This is a genomic window from Ruegeria sp. BG11, from assembly GCF_056538565.1.
In genome coordinates this window covers 61,714-74,985 of sequence record NZ_JBQFTH010000016.1, presented here as the reverse complement: position 1 = coordinate 74,985, position 13,272 = coordinate 61,714, and the positions used below count along the sequence as shown (strand labels likewise).

At 55.5% G+C, this 13,272-nt stretch carries 22 protein-coding genes; 20 read left to right on the top strand and 2 right to left on the bottom strand.

The features are described 5' to 3' along the window. The 7 genes from ACR0JF_RS21050 to ACR0JF_RS21020 all read left to right on the top strand — a co-directional run. Nucleotides 1-85 (top strand): EF-Tu C-terminal domain-related protein (locus tag ACR0JF_RS21050; RefSeq protein WP_226783293.1); only part of this gene is annotated, 85 nt, incomplete at its 5' end. A gap of 258 nt (nt 86-343) precedes the next feature. Next, nucleotides 344-523 (top strand): hypothetical protein, encoded by a 180-nt coding sequence (locus tag ACR0JF_RS21045; protein WP_170662735.1) that lies wholly within the window; start codon nt 344-346, stop codon nt 521-523. Between the two features lie 378 nt (nt 524-901). Continuing rightward, nucleotides 902-1,216: a 30S ribosomal protein S10 gene (gene rpsJ, locus ACR0JF_RS21040; protein ID WP_008756422.1), complete on the top strand. Its 315-nt coding sequence runs from the start codon at nt 902-904 to the stop codon at nt 1,214-1,216. Nucleotides 1,217-1,234: 18 nt separating this feature from the next. Continuing rightward, on the top strand, nt 1,235-1,960 hold the full coding sequence (rplC, locus tag ACR0JF_RS21035) for a 50S ribosomal protein L3 (RefSeq protein WP_008758167.1): 726 nt from the start codon (nt 1,235-1,237) through the stop codon (nt 1,958-1,960). Next, nucleotides 1,957-2,574 carry a 50S ribosomal protein L4 gene (gene rplD / locus ACR0JF_RS21030; protein ID WP_008756644.1) on the top strand — a complete coding sequence of 206 codons (618 nt, stop codon included), beginning with the start codon at nt 1,957-1,959 and terminating at the stop codon, nt 2,572-2,574. The genes rplC and rplD overlap by 4 nt, the downstream gene beginning before the upstream one ends. After that, a complete protein-coding gene (locus ACR0JF_RS21025; protein ID WP_010437040.1) occupies nt 2,571-2,867 on the top strand; it encodes a 50S ribosomal protein L23 in 297 nt (98 codons plus the stop codon). Before rplD ends, ACR0JF_RS21025 begins: the two co-directional genes overlap by 4 nt. Continuing rightward, a complete protein-coding gene (locus ACR0JF_RS21020; RefSeq protein WP_170662737.1) occupies nt 2,864-3,496 on the top strand; it encodes a hypothetical protein in 633 nt (210 codons plus the stop codon). The genes ACR0JF_RS21025 and ACR0JF_RS21020 overlap by 4 nt, the downstream gene beginning before the upstream one ends. A gap of 191 nt (nt 3,497-3,687) precedes the next feature. Here ACR0JF_RS21020 and ACR0JF_RS21015 read toward each other — a convergent pair whose 3' ends face one another. After that, nucleotides 3,688-4,467 (bottom strand): HNH endonuclease, encoded by a 780-nt coding sequence (locus ACR0JF_RS21015; protein WP_480669815.1) that lies wholly within the window; start codon nt 4,465-4,467, stop codon nt 3,688-3,690. A 317-nt stretch (nt 4,468-4,784) separates the two neighbouring features. Here ACR0JF_RS21015 and rplB point away from each other — a divergent pair, with 317 nt between their 5' ends. From rplB to ACR0JF_RS20975, 8 genes are all read left to right on the top strand, one after another. After that, entirely contained in the window at nt 4,785-5,627 is an 843-nt protein-coding gene (rplB, locus tag ACR0JF_RS21010; RefSeq protein ID WP_008757664.1) for a 50S ribosomal protein L2, read from the top strand. Nucleotides 5,628-5,630: 3 nt separating this feature from the next. Continuing rightward, nucleotides 5,631-5,909, top strand: a complete 279-nt coding sequence (gene rpsS / locus ACR0JF_RS21005; RefSeq protein WP_005980699.1) for a 30S ribosomal protein S19 — start codon at nt 5,631-5,633, stop codon at nt 5,907-5,909. Between the two features lie 3 nt (nt 5,910-5,912). Continuing rightward, nucleotides 5,913-6,293 carry a 50S ribosomal protein L22 gene (rplV, locus tag ACR0JF_RS21000; protein WP_039538267.1) on the top strand — a complete coding sequence of 127 codons (381 nt, stop codon included), beginning with the start codon at nt 5,913-5,915 and terminating at the stop codon, nt 6,291-6,293. Beyond that, the gene (gene rpsC / locus ACR0JF_RS20995) at nt 6,293-7,003 is read left to right on the top strand and encodes a 30S ribosomal protein S3 (RefSeq protein WP_008758042.1); all 711 of its coding nucleotides are present in this window, start codon (nt 6,293-6,295) and stop codon (nt 7,001-7,003) included. Before rplV ends, rpsC begins: the two co-directional genes overlap by 1 nt. Before the next feature lie 12 nt (nt 7,004-7,015). After that, nucleotides 7,016-7,429: a 50S ribosomal protein L16 gene (gene rplP, locus ACR0JF_RS20990; RefSeq protein WP_058283513.1), complete on the top strand. Its 414-nt coding sequence runs from the start codon at nt 7,016-7,018 to the stop codon at nt 7,427-7,429. Nucleotides 7,430-7,731: 302 nt separating this feature from the next. Beyond that, nucleotides 7,732-8,196 carry a CBS domain-containing protein gene (locus ACR0JF_RS20985; RefSeq protein WP_170556421.1) on the top strand — a complete coding sequence of 155 codons (465 nt, stop codon included), beginning with the start codon at nt 7,732-7,734 and terminating at the stop codon, nt 8,194-8,196. A 23-nt stretch (nt 8,197-8,219) separates the two neighbouring features. Beyond that, on the top strand, nt 8,220-9,587 hold the full coding sequence (locus tag ACR0JF_RS20980; protein WP_170662739.1) for an ArsB/NhaD family transporter: 1,368 nt from the start codon (nt 8,220-8,222) through the stop codon (nt 9,585-9,587). An 88-nt stretch (nt 9,588-9,675) separates the two neighbouring features. Then, a complete protein-coding gene (locus ACR0JF_RS20975) occupies nt 9,676-10,296 on the top strand; it encodes a 2OG-Fe(II) oxygenase family protein (RefSeq protein WP_170662741.1) in 621 nt (206 codons plus the stop codon). A 98-nt stretch (nt 10,297-10,394) separates the two neighbouring features. Here ACR0JF_RS20975 and ACR0JF_RS20970 read toward each other — a convergent pair whose 3' ends face one another. Further along, nucleotides 10,395-11,120 (bottom strand): nucleotide-binding protein, encoded by a 726-nt coding sequence (locus ACR0JF_RS20970; protein WP_170662743.1) that lies wholly within the window; start codon nt 11,118-11,120, stop codon nt 10,395-10,397. Between the two features lie 381 nt (nt 11,121-11,501). Here ACR0JF_RS20970 and rpmC point away from each other — a divergent pair, with 381 nt between their 5' ends. The 5 genes from rpmC to rplE all read left to right on the top strand — a co-directional run bounded on the left by rpmC (nt 11,502) and on the right by rplE (nt 13,255). After that, nucleotides 11,502-11,708: a 50S ribosomal protein L29 gene (gene rpmC, locus ACR0JF_RS20965; RefSeq protein ID WP_010437082.1), complete on the top strand. Its 207-nt coding sequence runs from the start codon at nt 11,502-11,504 to the stop codon at nt 11,706-11,708. Nucleotides 11,709-11,712: 4 nt separating this feature from the next. Beyond that, complete coding sequence (gene rpsQ, locus ACR0JF_RS20960; protein WP_152459158.1) at nt 11,713-11,943, top strand: 30S ribosomal protein S17; 231 nt, start codon at nt 11,713-11,715, stop codon at nt 11,941-11,943. 76 nt (nt 11,944-12,019) lie between these two features. Continuing rightward, complete coding sequence (rplN, locus tag ACR0JF_RS20955; protein WP_008757934.1) at nt 12,020-12,388, top strand: 50S ribosomal protein L14; 369 nt, start codon at nt 12,020-12,022, stop codon at nt 12,386-12,388. Nucleotides 12,389-12,390: 2 nt separating this feature from the next. Further along, a complete protein-coding gene (rplX, locus tag ACR0JF_RS20950) occupies nt 12,391-12,702 on the top strand; it encodes a 50S ribosomal protein L24 (protein WP_068340764.1) in 312 nt (103 codons plus the stop codon). Continuing rightward, nucleotides 12,695-13,255 carry a 50S ribosomal protein L5 gene (rplE, locus tag ACR0JF_RS20945; protein ID WP_170356680.1) on the top strand — a complete coding sequence of 187 codons (561 nt, stop codon included), beginning with the start codon at nt 12,695-12,697 and terminating at the stop codon, nt 13,253-13,255. The genes rplX and rplE overlap by 8 nt, the downstream gene beginning before the upstream one ends. Nucleotides 13,256-13,272: the final 17 nt, after the last annotated feature.

The window sequence follows — 13,272 nt, the reverse complement described above, 5'->3', positions numbered from 1 at the left end:
CGCGATGGAGCAGGGCCTGCGCTTTGCGATCCGCGAAGGCGGCCGCACCGTCGGCGCCGGCGTTGTGTCGAAAATCACTGAATAAGTCGCGTAAGCGAATGATCAGACGGAAAGGGCGTCCCTCGGGACGCCCTTTTTCGTTTGAGCCATACAGTTCCGAGGTGGGCCTAGACGTGTTCGAACCGAGATGACGCTTAGAAAGTTCGCCGTCGTTAAGGGCAAAACGGATTGAGGTTTCTTAATCCAAAGTCCACCTCACCCAAAGACAGGAAACCCACATGTGATCTGAAACAAAAAGCGGGGCGTGCGCAGGCCGATCCGCTGAGGCAATCAGGAGGAAATCATGTTAGGTTTTGAATTCTTGAACTATGGAACGCAAATCCTTCACAGCAAGGATCTGGAAGACATGCGATCTGCCATCCTCAGTGACGACGACCAGGAAGTCGACTGTGATATCAGTGAGTTTAACCGCGAGCGTAAGCGGTTCGATGTCCGGCTTGCCGAGCAGCCTAACAGAACCTGAAGCGCTAAAGCACGTCCAGAACCTGTGTCGTCAACCAGCGTATTCACTGTAGCGTGGGGTGAAAAACTTCCAGACCAAGTCGGTTTTCTCTGAATGCTCAATTGTCGCGTGTAGGCTGTACACCTCGCCCATAGTTCTTTAGCGCGTTCTTGTTGCGAAGTTGGTCCTGAAGATCAGTTCTTGGTACTGGGTCGTGTCGCTCTTTGAGGTGGGACAAAGCCAACAAACCTCTTGTCAAACTCCACCAACCCCACTAATACGCGCGAGTTCTCGATAAGAACGTCAAGGCGGGGTGATTCCCGCCTTTTGGGTTCGAAGAGGGTTGGCGATGCGCGTCCGTCCTCCTCTCAACCTCAACGCCTAAAAAAGGCTGTTAATATGCAAAGCCAAAATATCCGTATTCGGCTGAAGGCATTTGACTATCGCGTTCTGGATGCCAGCACGCAAGAGATCGTCAACACTGCCAAGCGGACCGGCGCAAACGTGCGCGGCCCGATCCCGCTGCCGAACAAGATTGAGAAGTTCACGGTTCTCCGTGGTCCTCACGTTGACAAGAAATCCCGCGACCAGTTCGAGATCCGTACGCACAAGCGTCTGCTCGACATCGTTGATCCGACCCCCCAGACCGTTGACGCGCTGATGAAGCTCGACCTCGCTGCTGGTGTGGATGTCGAGATCAAGCTGCAGTCGTAAGATCGGAGGGTATAGATTATGCGCTCTGGTATTATCGCAAAAAAAGTTGGCATGACCCGCCTGTTCATGGAAGACGGCAAGCAGATCCCTGTGACCGTTCTTCACCTGGACAACCTGCAGGTTGTTGCACAGCGTACCGCTGACAAAGACGGCTACACCGCCGTTCAGCTGGGCGCCGGTGCTGCCAAGGCAAAACGCACCTCGAAAGCCATGCGCGGGCACTACGCCGCTGCAAAGGTTGAACCCAAGCGTAAGCTGGCCGAGTTCCGCGTCTCCGAAGATGGTCTGATTGATGTGGGCGCCGAGATTTCGGCAGAACACTTTCTGGAAGGTCAAAAAGTTGACGTTTCGGGCACCTCGATCGGTAAAGGCTTTGCCGGTGCGATGAAGCGCTGGAACTTTGGTGGTCTGCGCGCCTCGCACGGTGTTTCGATCAGCCACCGTTCGCACGGTTCGACCGGTCAGTGTCAGGATCCGGGCAAGGTTTTCAAAGGCAAGAAGATGGCCGGTCACATGGGTGCTGCTCGTGTAACCACCCAGAACCTGGAAGTCGTCAAAACCGACGCCGACCGGAACCTGGTCTTCATCAAAGGCGCCGTTCCTGGACCGAAATCGGGCTGGGTCACCGTCAAGGATGCCGTGAAGAAGAAAGCACCGGAAGGCCTGCCTTTCCCGGCTGCTGTGAAATCGGCTGCAACCGAAGCACCTGCGGAAGAAGCTCCCGCGGAAGGTGGTGAAGCATGAAACTTGATGTAATCAAACTGGACGGCGGCAAAGCCGGCGACATCGAGCTGAACGCCGATCTGTTCGGTCTCGAGCCGCGTGCGGACATTCTGCACCGTGTGGTCCGTTGGCAGCGCAACAACGCGCAGGCCGGCACCCACAAGGTGAAGACCCGCTCGGAAACCAGCTACTCGACCAAGAAGATCTATCGCCAGAAGGGCACCGGTGGCGCACGCCATGGTGACCGTAACGCGCCGATCTTCCGTGGTGGTGGTATCTATAAAGGCCCCGTCGTGCGCTCGCACGGCCACGACCTGCCCAAGAAGTTCCGCAAGCTTGGCCTGCGCCACGCTCTGTCGGCCAAAGCCAAGGCAGGTGAACTGGTTGTCATCGAGAACGCCGAAGCCGAAGGCAAGACCGCTGCTCTGGCCAAACAGGTTGCAAACCTGGGCTGGAAACGTGCTCTGGTCATCGACGGCGCGACCGTGAACGAAGGGTTCCTGAAAGCGTCCAAGAACATCGAAGGCCTGGATATCCTGCCGTCGATGGGCGCAAACGTCTATGACATCCTCAAGCGTGACACTCTGGTGCTCACCAAAGCGGCTGTCGAAGCACTGGAGGCTCGTCTGAAATGAGCGCGAAGGCAGAACACTACGACGTGATCCGCAAGCCGGTCATCACCGAAAAGTCGACCATGGCGTCCGAAAACGGCGCGGTTGTCTTTGAAGTGGCGATCGATAGCAACAAGCCGCAAATCAAAGAGGCCGTTGAGGCTCTGTTTGGTGTGAAGGTCAAAGCGGTGAACACCACCGTGACCAAAGGCAAGGTCAAGCGGTTCCGCGGCCAGCTGGGCCGTCGCAAAGACGTCAAAAAAGCATATGTGACCCTGGAAGAGGGGAACACCATCGACGTGAGCACCGGTCTTTGATCCGACGCTTACTGCGACTATTCACGGCCCCGGCGGTTCAACCCGCCGGGGCCGATTTCGTTTCAGACCCTGAAACTGCGCGTGCGCAGGTGTTGGAGAAGATGCGGGCTTTCAGCGCCGAGCCCTATTTTCAGATCGCCGATGAAAAGCTGGGGCTTTTGTCGGTTTTCGACGATCTGAAATATGACCGGGCGGATGTGGACATGATCTCTCCGGCGATGCGCAAGCACGTGGTCGGCAAGCTTGGTCCGCTGGGGTTCCGCCAGACCTCCGGCACGGTATTGGAGCACGCCGAGGCTGATATGCGCGTGCACATCCCCAAGTTTCACGCCCTCGGCGCGTCGCCTTTCGACATCGCGCGCTATACCGAGAAACGCCCGCAGGATTGCTGTCTGCTGACGCCGACGCAGGTGGCCTGTCAGTACGTGGATCACTATGAGTTGGACGAGGCCGTGCAGCGGATTGAGGCGTTGATTGCGAAGCACCCGATCAACCTGCTCAAACTGGCGGATTATCTGGAAGGCAAACCCAAACACCGCGCCTTTCGCGAGGTGCTGGGGCATATCAAACTCAAGCAGAGGATCTCGGTGGAGGCCGAGCCGCTGTGCCGCAGGCGATCCCTCGGATAAGATCATAAGCCGCGCCAGCGACTGCCCATGGGATGGCGCCACCATGGCTGATCAGTGCGCTTTAAGGGGCCAAATACATCCGAAATCGCAGCGAGGCGCAAACGTCCCCAAAGCGCCAGCCCGCCGGGACGGGCAGTCGCAGGCGCGGTGGCCTCGTTCCGCGATTGTTTAAGTACAATTCTTTTTGAAAGCTAAGATGCGACGTTTGTCTTAAACTTTTCAAAATGCTCTCCGAAGTGTGCCTCGCGGTGACAGTTCGGACACAAAGCCATTGTGTTACCCAAAGTATCTTCACCGCCGTCGGCTAAAGGTATAGGGTGATGTACTTCTAAATATGGGGTGCCATTTTTTCGGTTGAACGGCGCGGGGCCTTTGCAATGGTCACAGACTCCGTTGGCTTGGTATAGTCGTTCGGCGACAACGTCGGCGTTACGTCTAAAGGCCAGAGTTCGAATTGTGATTTTTTTGGCTTTGGTTCCTGCACCTTGAAGCCGCCTCTGACGCTTGTCCGGTGTATCTTGTTGAGCCCGATTGACAAGCTCTTGGAAATCCGCACGATATTTCTCTGAAGAGAGAAGCGGCGTATTGTATTCGTGTGCAATCAACTTGTCGTCGTAGTGATCGCAGAGTTTGTTAAGGCCGGGTCTGGCTCCACCACTTGGGAGAGACTCATAGTACTGTATGTGGGCTCTTGTCGAAGCAATAGCATTTCGCAGCTTTTCAGGGCCAAATTCTTCGAGAATTCGATCAAAGTAGAATTCAGTCACCAACAGACTAAGTGTGAGATGATACACTTCTCCTTTTAAAAGTTGTGCGAAATTGCGCAGCATGTCGCTCGCGGAGGCTTTGTTCATTCCGTAATCTGAAACGAGAGCATGACCTGCTTCAGCCTCCGAGATGCCTCCTTGCCATACTTTCATTGCGTGCAGGTAAGCAGCTTCCGCTTCTCGAAGTCCAATTTTGTTGACCAATGCCGAGTCCTTTCGTTCTTAATGGTTTTAACTAGTACCAGTGGAAATAGGTTGTGTAGACAACCTGAAGTGCAAGCGTAAACAACAAGTCGCGAACAACTGAGTAACACTGAAATACTTTCGGTCTTAAATTCTCCGCCCTATAGACACCCATCCCCAACCCTGCTAAACGCTCCCAATCTTGCGGCCTCGGATTCGTTCCGGGGCCTCTGATATTTGTAACCGGGGACCTTCGGGGCCCTATACCCTTGGCACCTACGGGGGCCTATCACATAGCGGGGAAACTCCCTGCACTTGCTAAACGGAAGACAGAAAGCATGGCACTCAAGTCGTACAAGCCGACGACGCCGGGCCAGCGCGGGCTGGTGCTGATCGACCGTTCGGAGCTTTGGAAAGGACGTCCGGTCAAGTCTCTCACAGAGGGTTTGACCAAATCGGGCGGCCGGAACAACACCGGACGGATCACTTCACGCCGCCGCGGCGGTGGCGCAAAGCGTCTCTACCGGATCGTTGACTTCAAACGGAATAAATTTGATGTCGCGGCAACCGTCGAGCGGATCGAATATGACCCGAACCGGACCGCATTCATCGCACTGGTAAAATACGAAGACGGCGAGCAGGCATATATCCTGGCTCCGCAGCGTCTGGCTGTTGGTGACAAAGTCGTGGCATCCGCCAAGGCCGACATCAAGCCGGGCAACGCAATGCCGTTCTCGGGCATGCCCATTGGTACCATCGTCCACAACATCGAGATGAAGCCTGGCAAAGGCGGTCAGATCGCACGTGCGGCCGGTACATACGCTCAGTTCGTTGGTCGCGATGGCGGCTACGCTCAGATCCGTCTGAGCTCGGGCGAGCTTCGCATGGTCCGTCAGGAATGCATGGCCACCGTTGGTGCCGTGTCCAACCCCGACAACTCGAACCAGAACCTCGGTAAAGCCGGTCGTATGCGCCACAAAGGCGTTCGTCCGTCGGTTCGTGGTGTTGCAATGAACCCGATCGATCACCCGCACGGTGGTGGTGAAGGTCGTACCTCGGGTGGCCGTACGCCGGTTACTCCGTGGGGTAAGGACACCAAGGGTAAGCGTACCCGCAACAAGAACAAAGCGTCCCAGAAGCTGATCATCCGCTCGCGGCACGCCAAGAAGAAGGGACGTTAATCTATGTCTCGCTCTGTTTGGAAGGGTCCTTTCGTCGATGCTTACGTGCTGAAAAAAGCCGAAGCAGCGCGCGAGTCGGGCCGCAACGAAGTCATCAAAATCTGGTCGCGTCGTTCCACCATTCTGCCCCAGTTCGTGGGTCTGACCTTTGGTGTGTACAACGGCCAGAAGCACATTCCCGTCAACGTCTCGGAAGACATGATCGGTCAGAAGTTCGGTGAATACTCGCCGACCCGTACCTATTATGGCCACGCCGCAGACAAAAAAGCGAAGCGGAAGTAAGTCATGGGCAAGGAAAAGAACCCCCGCCGCGTGGCTGAAAACGAAGCAATGGCGAAAACCCGCATGCTTCGCACCAGCCCGCAGAAACTGAACCTGGTTGCGCAAATGATCCGCGGCAAGAAAGTTGAGAAGGCTCTGACCGACCTGACTTTCTCGAACAAGCGTGTCGCGCAGGACGTCAAGAAGTGCCTGCAGTCCGCAATCGCGAACGCCGAAAACAACCACAACCTGGACGTTGACGAGCTGATCGTCGCCGAAGCATGGGTTGGCAAAAACCTGGTCATGAAGCGCGGTCGTCCGCGTGCCCGTGGCCGTTTCGGCAAGATCATGAAGCCGTTCTCGGAGATCACCATCAAGGTGCGTCAAGTTGAGGAGCAAGCCTAATGGGTCATAAAGTAAATCCGATCGGCATGCGCCTGCAGGTCAACCGCACCTGGGACAGCCGCTGGTACGCCGACACCAAGGACTACGGTGATCTTCTGCTGGAAGACCTCAAGATCCGTGAGTTCATCAACAAAGAGTGCAAGCAGGCCGGTGTTGCCCGTGTGATCATCGAACGTCCGCACAAGAAGTGCCGCGTGACGATCCACACAGCACGTCCCGGTGTCATCATCGGCAAGAAAGGTGCAGACATCGAAGTTCTGCGCAAAAAGCTTGCTCGCATGACCGACAGCGAACTGCACCTGAACATCGTCGAAGTGCGCAAGCCCGAGCTTGACGCGCAGCTGGTTGCCGAGTCCATCGCTCAGCAGCTGGAACGTCGTGTTTCGTTCCGTCGCGCAATGAAGCGCTCGGTTCAGAACGCCATGCGCATGGGCGCCCTGGGTATCCGGGTGAACGTCGCTGGTCGTCTGGGCGGGGCCGAAATCGCACGGACCGAGTGGTACCGTGAAGGCCGCGTGCCTCTGCACACTCTGCGTGCCGACATCGATTACGCACATGCCGAAGCGATGACTCCTTACGGGATCATCGGGATCAAGGTCTGGATCTTCAAAGGTGAGATCATGGAGCACGATCCGCAGGCACGTGACCGTAAAGCACAGGAACTCCAAGACGGCCCTGCACCTCGTGGTGCTGGTGGCGGTCGTCGCTAAGGAGGGAAAGATATGCTTCAACCAAAGCGTACTAAATTCCGCAAGATGCACAAAGGCCGGATCAAGGGTCTCGCCAAGGGCGGCTCTGATCTGAACTTTGGCACCTACGGCCTGAAAGCTCTTGAGCCTGAGCGTGTGACTGCACGCCAGATCGAAGCTGCACGTCGTGCTATGACGCGTCACATGAAGCGTCAGGGTCGTGTATGGATCCGCATCTTCCCCGACACTCCGGTCACGGCTAAGCCGATCGAAGTTCGTATGGGTAAAGGTAAAGGTTCGGTCGACCGCTGGGCATGCAAAGTCAAGCCTGGCCGCGTGATGTTCGAGATCGACGGCGTCAATGACGACATCGCCCGTGAGGCCCTGCGCCTGGCCGCGATGAAGCTGCCGATCAAGACTCGCGTCGTGGTTCGCGAAGACTGGTAAACAGTCCGGGGAAACCCGAACAGAATTGCCCCCGCCGAGAAATCGGTGGGGGCTTTTTCGTTTGTGGCCTCTCGCAAACCCGTTGGGCGCCAAATTCCGAGATTCAATACCGGCATTGCAAAAAAGATGGGGCTCAGGGGTGGCATATTCTCTCATCTGGTGAAAAGAAGCGCTCGCAAAACCTTCTCAATCAGAGCTTGGGTCGATCTTACTCCGATACGGCTTGAGCACGAACTGTGCCTTGGCTCTGAAACCCCGCTGAAAGACCGAGGACACGTATGGGCCTTACTTGCCGGGACGTTATGGTCCCCCCTGAAAAACAGAAAACAATTCATCCCGATGATACAGTCGCCAAGGCGTTTGAGATCATCCGCGACAGCCGCGCCCGGTTCTTGCCGGTGGTGGGGGATGACGGTAGCTTCCAAGGCGTTTTCACCGCGCCCACGCTGATCAAGATGATCTTGCCACAGGCCGCCCGTATTGGCGTCAGCGATGAGACCTCGCGCGTTGCAATCAGCCATCTCAACTTTATGGATCTGACCAAGGAAGACATCAGCGAACAGATCAAGCGCCTGCACGAAGAGCGGGTCGGAGATCACATGTCGAACCCGGCCAACATCCCGGTTCTCGCACCAGACACGCCGGTGATGGAAGGCATCTTCCTGATCCACAAATTCAAACGCCACGTTTTCCTCGTGGAACCCGAGACCAATCGCTTTGTCGGCTCTGTCAGCCCGAACTCGTTGATTGATCACGCGCTGAGCTAACCCCTAAAGACCGGATCAGACCATTGACCGACCATTCCGTTTCGCATGGAGAACACGCGTTCTCCGTTCCTCAGCTATTGGGGATTGACCCTTTGTGGGTCGCCACCGGTATCCTGATTGCAGTTTATGCTGTCCTGGTGACCGAAAAAGTAAACCGCGCCATTCTGGCTATGCTGGGTGCATCGCAGATGGTGCTGTTCGGCATCATCAACCAGGAACAGGCCGTCGCGGGCGTTGATGCCAACACCTTGGCGCTGCTGATTGGCATGATGGTGATCGTCGGGATCACCAGCAAATGCGGGTTGTTCCAATTCGTCGCCATCAAGGCCGCAAAGGTGGTCAAGGCCAATCCGACAGGCATCCTGATCATGCTGACGCTGATCACGGCGGTATTCTCGGCTCTGCTCGACAACGTAACGACCGTTCTGTTGATCGCGCCGATCACCTTGCTGATCACAGACGCGCTCGAGACGCGTGTTTACCCGTTCTTCTTTGCCGAGATACTGGCCTCGAATGTGGGCGGTACGGCCACTCTGATTGGTGACCCGCCGAACATCATCATCGGCTCGGCTGCGGGCCTTAGCTTCAATGACTTCGTGGTTAACCTTGCGCCGATCTCGGCCATCTGTCTGGTAGTGCTAACTGGTATCATTTACCTGATGAACCGCCGCACGCTGGCCGCCATCCCCAAATCGGCCTGCGAAAAGATCATGCGTTTCAATGAAAACGAAGCGATCACCGATGTCGGCCTGATGATCAAATCCCTGTCGGTTCTGGCGCTGACCCTGCTTGGCTTCACGCTTGGCCATGGCTACGGCATCCAGCCGGGCACCTCGGCGCTGGCTGGCGCCGCGCTGTTGATGCTGTTGGCTTACGGACACCAGCACGGAGAAGAACAGTCCGAATCCGTACACCACATCTTTGGCGAGGTTGAGTGGATTACGATCTTCTTCTTCGGTGGTCTGTTCGTCATCGTTGCAGGCGTCGAGCATGTCGGCTTGCTCGAATTCTTCGGTGAGAAAGTGCTTGAGCTGACCGAAGGCGACATGATGTGGACCGCGTTCTTCATCTTCTGGGCCTCGGGTATCTTGTCGGCCATTCTGGATAACATCCCTTTTGTGGCGACGATGATCCCTCTGATCGAGTCCACGGCTGACACGTTTGGCGGGCCCGATGCGATCGAGCCTCTGTGGTGGTCGCTGGCTCTGGGCGCCTGTCTAGGCGGCAACGGGACCTTGCTGGGCGCAAGCGCCAACCTGACGGTTGCGGCCTTTGCCGAAAAGGCCAAGCAGCCGATTGGCTTTGTCAAATTCGCGCTCATGGCGTTCCCGATCATGATCCTGACCCTGATGATCGCCAACGTCTACCTCTGGCTGCGCTACTTCTACTAAAGCGCTTAACGATAAGTCGCACCCGAGCAGCCGCTTTTCTGAGGCGGCTGCTCTCGCCCTTGTGCCTCGGCTGGGATATAGCCGGGGCATGGCACAGATTGAATCACTCTTCGTTACCCGTCTCTATCGCGCAGCTTTGTCCGAGTTCGATCCCAAGATCGACGCGGGCGAGCTGGAAAACTCCTGTCTTGTTATTGCCGAGGATGATGAGGCCGGGCAGGAATGGTGTGAAGAGAATGGCTATCCCGGCTACACCAGCTACGCCTCGCTGACCGATTTGCCCTGGCGCTTCCCGATCTTTAACGATTTGGTAAAGGCGCTGGATCAGCACGTCGCCGCCTTTGCGAAGGATCTGGAATTTGATCTGGGCGAGGGTGCGCTGAAGCTTGAAGACCTATGGATCAACATCCTGCCGGAGGGCGGCATGCACTCCAGCCACTTGCACCCGCACAGTGTGATCTCGGGCACGACCTATGTTGCGATGCCCGAAGGGGCGAGCGCGCTGAAATTGGAAGACCCCCGTTCAGGCCGCATGATGGCCGCGCCGACGCGTCTGAAAGGCGGACGGCGCGATTTGCAGCCGTTCATCTATATGAAGCCGCAAGTGGGCGATGTCTTGCTTTGGGAAAGCTGGCTGCGCCACGAGGTGCCGATGAATATGGCCGAGGATGAGCGGATTTCGGTGAGCTTTAACTATAAGTGGGAATAGCTCACTAACTTCTTTTAGGGATGGCTCAATGGCCTATAGCACGGCCATTGAGAGCTGCATTTATTGCTAGCTATCTTTCTGTCTGAGCTGAGCTTCGACTAGGCAGCTTCTTTGATGAGAAGCCCCGGCAGTAGATTTTTTAGTTCTTTTTCTTTACTCTTGGGTATAACCCAGCCGAATAGACCTTTGTTCCAGTTTCCGACTTTTCTAAGTTGGTCTTTGTATTCGTGAGTATTGCCCTTAACCAAAATGCTCCGTTTGTAGTACTCAGCGGTCAACGACAATGAGGTGTCTTTGTTTGTAGTTTCGTTGTTGTTAGTGGTCGTTTCTTCTCTTTGGTCGACAGTGGAAGGAACCGCATCTTGGAAAGACTTTAGTCGACCAATGCAAGATCGTATCTGCATACATGCGGGAGAAAGTGCAGCCATCCAGTTTTCATCAGACCTTTCACTTTCATAGTAGCCAGGTGTCACCCCAGCTAAATCGCTTGGCAGTCTGAGATCACTAGACTTATCCGGTATTAAGAAAAAGCAACGTTCCTGTCCAAGCCGACCTATGAAAAGGCCGAGTTCAAAGAGCACATTGTCTCGAACTGTGTTGGCCGTTTCGCCTCTCATGATCGTAATGTCGTCTGGTGAAAAAACGAAAATACCGAAATCTGATGTTCTGAGTGCGTCAATCAAACTTGCTAGCGTGTTGTTCGAAAGTTGAAAGACTCCATCTTTCCAAACCGTACACTCCGCATCTCGGGTTAGATTGTAGTGAATCGCATCGGCAATTTTTACTCCTTCGCGAGATGAGCCGATAAAAATTTTTGGTTTCAATTCTTTCTCCTGCTTGAAAGTCAACACTTTGCGTAGACGCAATCGTCCGTTACTGTATGTAGGTGGTCGAGTCGAAGGACAAGAGTGACTAAAAGAAATTTCTCGCGGAAGTAGAAAGTCCCATCTTAGCAGCGCTTTCATGCTCAGGAAGAGCGCGATGCAATTCAAAAATAGTATTTTGCGACGCTGTGATATATGCTGCTGGGCTTAAACGCGAGCTGCTAAACTTTCTCTTGCCACCCACCCCCTAAACCCTTATACGGCGGCATCCTGCAAGTCCCCCGGCCGAGTCGGGGGATTCGCATGTCTATCATTCATCCACCAGGTCCAAGGTGACCCGTGTACGGGGCCTTCTGGTGTTTTGAGCAAAGGAAAAAGGCGATGAACGCCCAAGAACTACGTGACAAGACCCCGGACCAGCTCCGCGAGGAACTGGCCAACCTGAAGAAAGAAAGCTTTAATCTGCGCTTTCAACAGGCAACCGGTCAGCTGGAAAACACTGCTGGCATCAAAGCGGCTCGCCGCAACGCTGCCCGCGTCAAAACCATTCTGAACGAGAAGGCCGCTGCCGCGGCATCGGAGGAGTAATCCTATGCCCAAGCGTATCCTTTCCGGAGTAGTAACCAGCGACGCCAACGAGCAAACCGTAACCGTTTCGGTTGAGCGTCGTTTCAAGCACCCGCTGCTGCACAAAACCGTTCGTAAGTCCAAGAAATATCGGGCTCACGACGAAAAGAACGCCTTCAAGGTCGGCGACACTGTACGCATCATCGAATGCGCGCCGAAATCGAAGACGAAACGTTGGGAAGTTCTGGAAGCGTAAGCCTCCGGGATTTTCCCATTTGTCGAAACCCTGGGGGATCTAACGAGACCAGCCCCCACAGGTCGGGAGAAACCACATGATCCAGATGCAGACCAATCTGGATGTCGCTGACAACTCCGGCGCACGCCGAGTTCAGTGCATCAAGGTCCTGGGTGGTTCCAAGCGTAAATACGCCTCCGTTGGCGACATCATTGTCGTCTCGGTGAAGGAAGCCATCCCGCGCGGCCGCGTAAAGAAAGGTGACGTCCGTAAGGCCGTCGTCGTACGCACCGCCAAGGAAGTCCGTCGCGAAGACGGCACTGCGATCCGTTTCGATCGCAACGCCGCCGTCATCCTGAACAACAACAACGAGCCAGTCGGTACCCGTATCTTTGGCCCCGTTGTTCGTGAACTGCGCGGCAAGAACTTCATGAAAATCATCTCGCTGGCTCCGGAGGTGCTGTAATCATGGCTGCTAAACTCCGCAAAGGCGACAAGGTCGTCGTGCTGGCCGGCAAGGACAAGGGCAAAGAGGGAACCATTTCCTCGGTTGACCCCAAAGCCGGTAAAGCTGTTGTCGAAGGCATCAACATTGCCATCCGTCACACACGTCAGTCGCAAACCTCGCAAGGTGGTCGCCTGCCTCAGGCAAACCCGATCGAGCTGTCGAACCTGGCGCTGCTGGACAAGAACGGCAAAGCAACCCGCGTTGGCTTCCGCATGGAAGGTGACAAGAAGGTCCGCTTCGCCAAGACCACAGGGGACGTGATCGATGCTTGATTCCGCAACCTACACCCCGCGTCTGAAAGCTCAGTACGTTGAAACCATCCGTGCCGCTCTGAAAGAAGAGTTCGGCTACAAGAACGACATGCAGCTGCCCAAGCTGGACAAAATCGTTCTGAACATCGGTTGTGGTGCTGAGGCGGTCAAAGACTCGAAGAAAGCGAAAGCTGCTGTCGAAGATCTGACTGCGATTGCTGGTCAAAAGGCCGTTGCAACCAAGGCGAAGAAGTCGATCGCGGGTTTCCGCGTCCGTGAAGACATGCCGCTGGGCGCGAAAGTGACCCTGCGCGGTGACCGGATGTACGAATTCCTGGATCGCCTGATCACCATCGCGCTGCCGCGCGTTCGTGACTTCCGCGGTGTTAAGCCGTCTTTCGATGGTCAGGGCAACTTTGCCATGGGCATGAAAGAGCACATCGTGTTCCCGGAAATCGATTTCGACAAGGTCGACGAGGTCTGGGGCCTGGATATCGTAATTGCCACCACAGCGAAAACCGACGCTGAAGCGAAGAGCCTGTTGAAAGCATTCAACATGCCGTTCAACGCGTAAGCGCCGGGAGGATTGAG

What these genes read in the sequence shown, in the direction of transcription:
- ACR0JF_RS21045 (WP_170662735.1), top strand. Translation starts at nt 344, where the DNA reads ATGTTAGGTTTTGAATTCTTGAACTATGGAACGCAAATCCTTCACAGC.
- rpsJ (WP_008756422.1), top strand. Translation starts at nt 902, where the DNA reads ATGCAAAGCCAAAATATCCGTATTCGGCTGAAGGCATTTGACTATCGC.
- rplC (WP_008758167.1), top strand. Translation starts at nt 1,235, where the DNA reads ATGCGCTCTGGTATTATCGCAAAAAAAGTTGGCATGACCCGCCTGTTC.
- rplD (WP_008756644.1), top strand. Translation starts at nt 1,957, where the DNA reads ATGAAACTTGATGTAATCAAACTGGACGGCGGCAAAGCCGGCGACATC.
- ACR0JF_RS21025 (WP_010437040.1), top strand. Translation starts at nt 2,571, where the DNA reads ATGAGCGCGAAGGCAGAACACTACGACGTGATCCGCAAGCCGGTCATC.
- rplB (WP_008757664.1), top strand. Translation starts at nt 4,785, where the DNA reads ATGGCACTCAAGTCGTACAAGCCGACGACGCCGGGCCAGCGCGGGCTG.
- rpsS (WP_005980699.1), top strand. Translation starts at nt 5,631, where the DNA reads ATGTCTCGCTCTGTTTGGAAGGGTCCTTTCGTCGATGCTTACGTGCTG.
- rplV (WP_039538267.1), top strand. Translation starts at nt 5,913, where the DNA reads ATGGGCAAGGAAAAGAACCCCCGCCGCGTGGCTGAAAACGAAGCAATG.
- rpsC (WP_008758042.1), top strand. Translation starts at nt 6,293, where the DNA reads ATGGGTCATAAAGTAAATCCGATCGGCATGCGCCTGCAGGTCAACCGC.
- rplP (WP_058283513.1), top strand. Translation starts at nt 7,016, where the DNA reads ATGCTTCAACCAAAGCGTACTAAATTCCGCAAGATGCACAAAGGCCGG.
- ACR0JF_RS20985 (WP_170556421.1), top strand. Translation starts at nt 7,732, where the DNA reads ATGGTCCCCCCTGAAAAACAGAAAACAATTCATCCCGATGATACAGTC.
- ACR0JF_RS20975 (WP_170662741.1), top strand. Translation starts at nt 9,676, where the DNA reads ATGGCACAGATTGAATCACTCTTCGTTACCCGTCTCTATCGCGCAGCT.
- rpmC (WP_010437082.1), top strand. Translation starts at nt 11,502, where the DNA reads ATGAACGCCCAAGAACTACGTGACAAGACCCCGGACCAGCTCCGCGAG.
- rpsQ (WP_152459158.1), top strand. Translation starts at nt 11,713, where the DNA reads ATGCCCAAGCGTATCCTTTCCGGAGTAGTAACCAGCGACGCCAACGAG.
- rplN (WP_008757934.1), top strand. Translation starts at nt 12,020, where the DNA reads ATGATCCAGATGCAGACCAATCTGGATGTCGCTGACAACTCCGGCGCA.
- rplX (WP_068340764.1), top strand. Translation starts at nt 12,391, where the DNA reads ATGGCTGCTAAACTCCGCAAAGGCGACAAGGTCGTCGTGCTGGCCGGC.
- rplE (WP_170356680.1), top strand. Translation starts at nt 12,695, where the DNA reads ATGCTTGATTCCGCAACCTACACCCCGCGTCTGAAAGCTCAGTACGTT.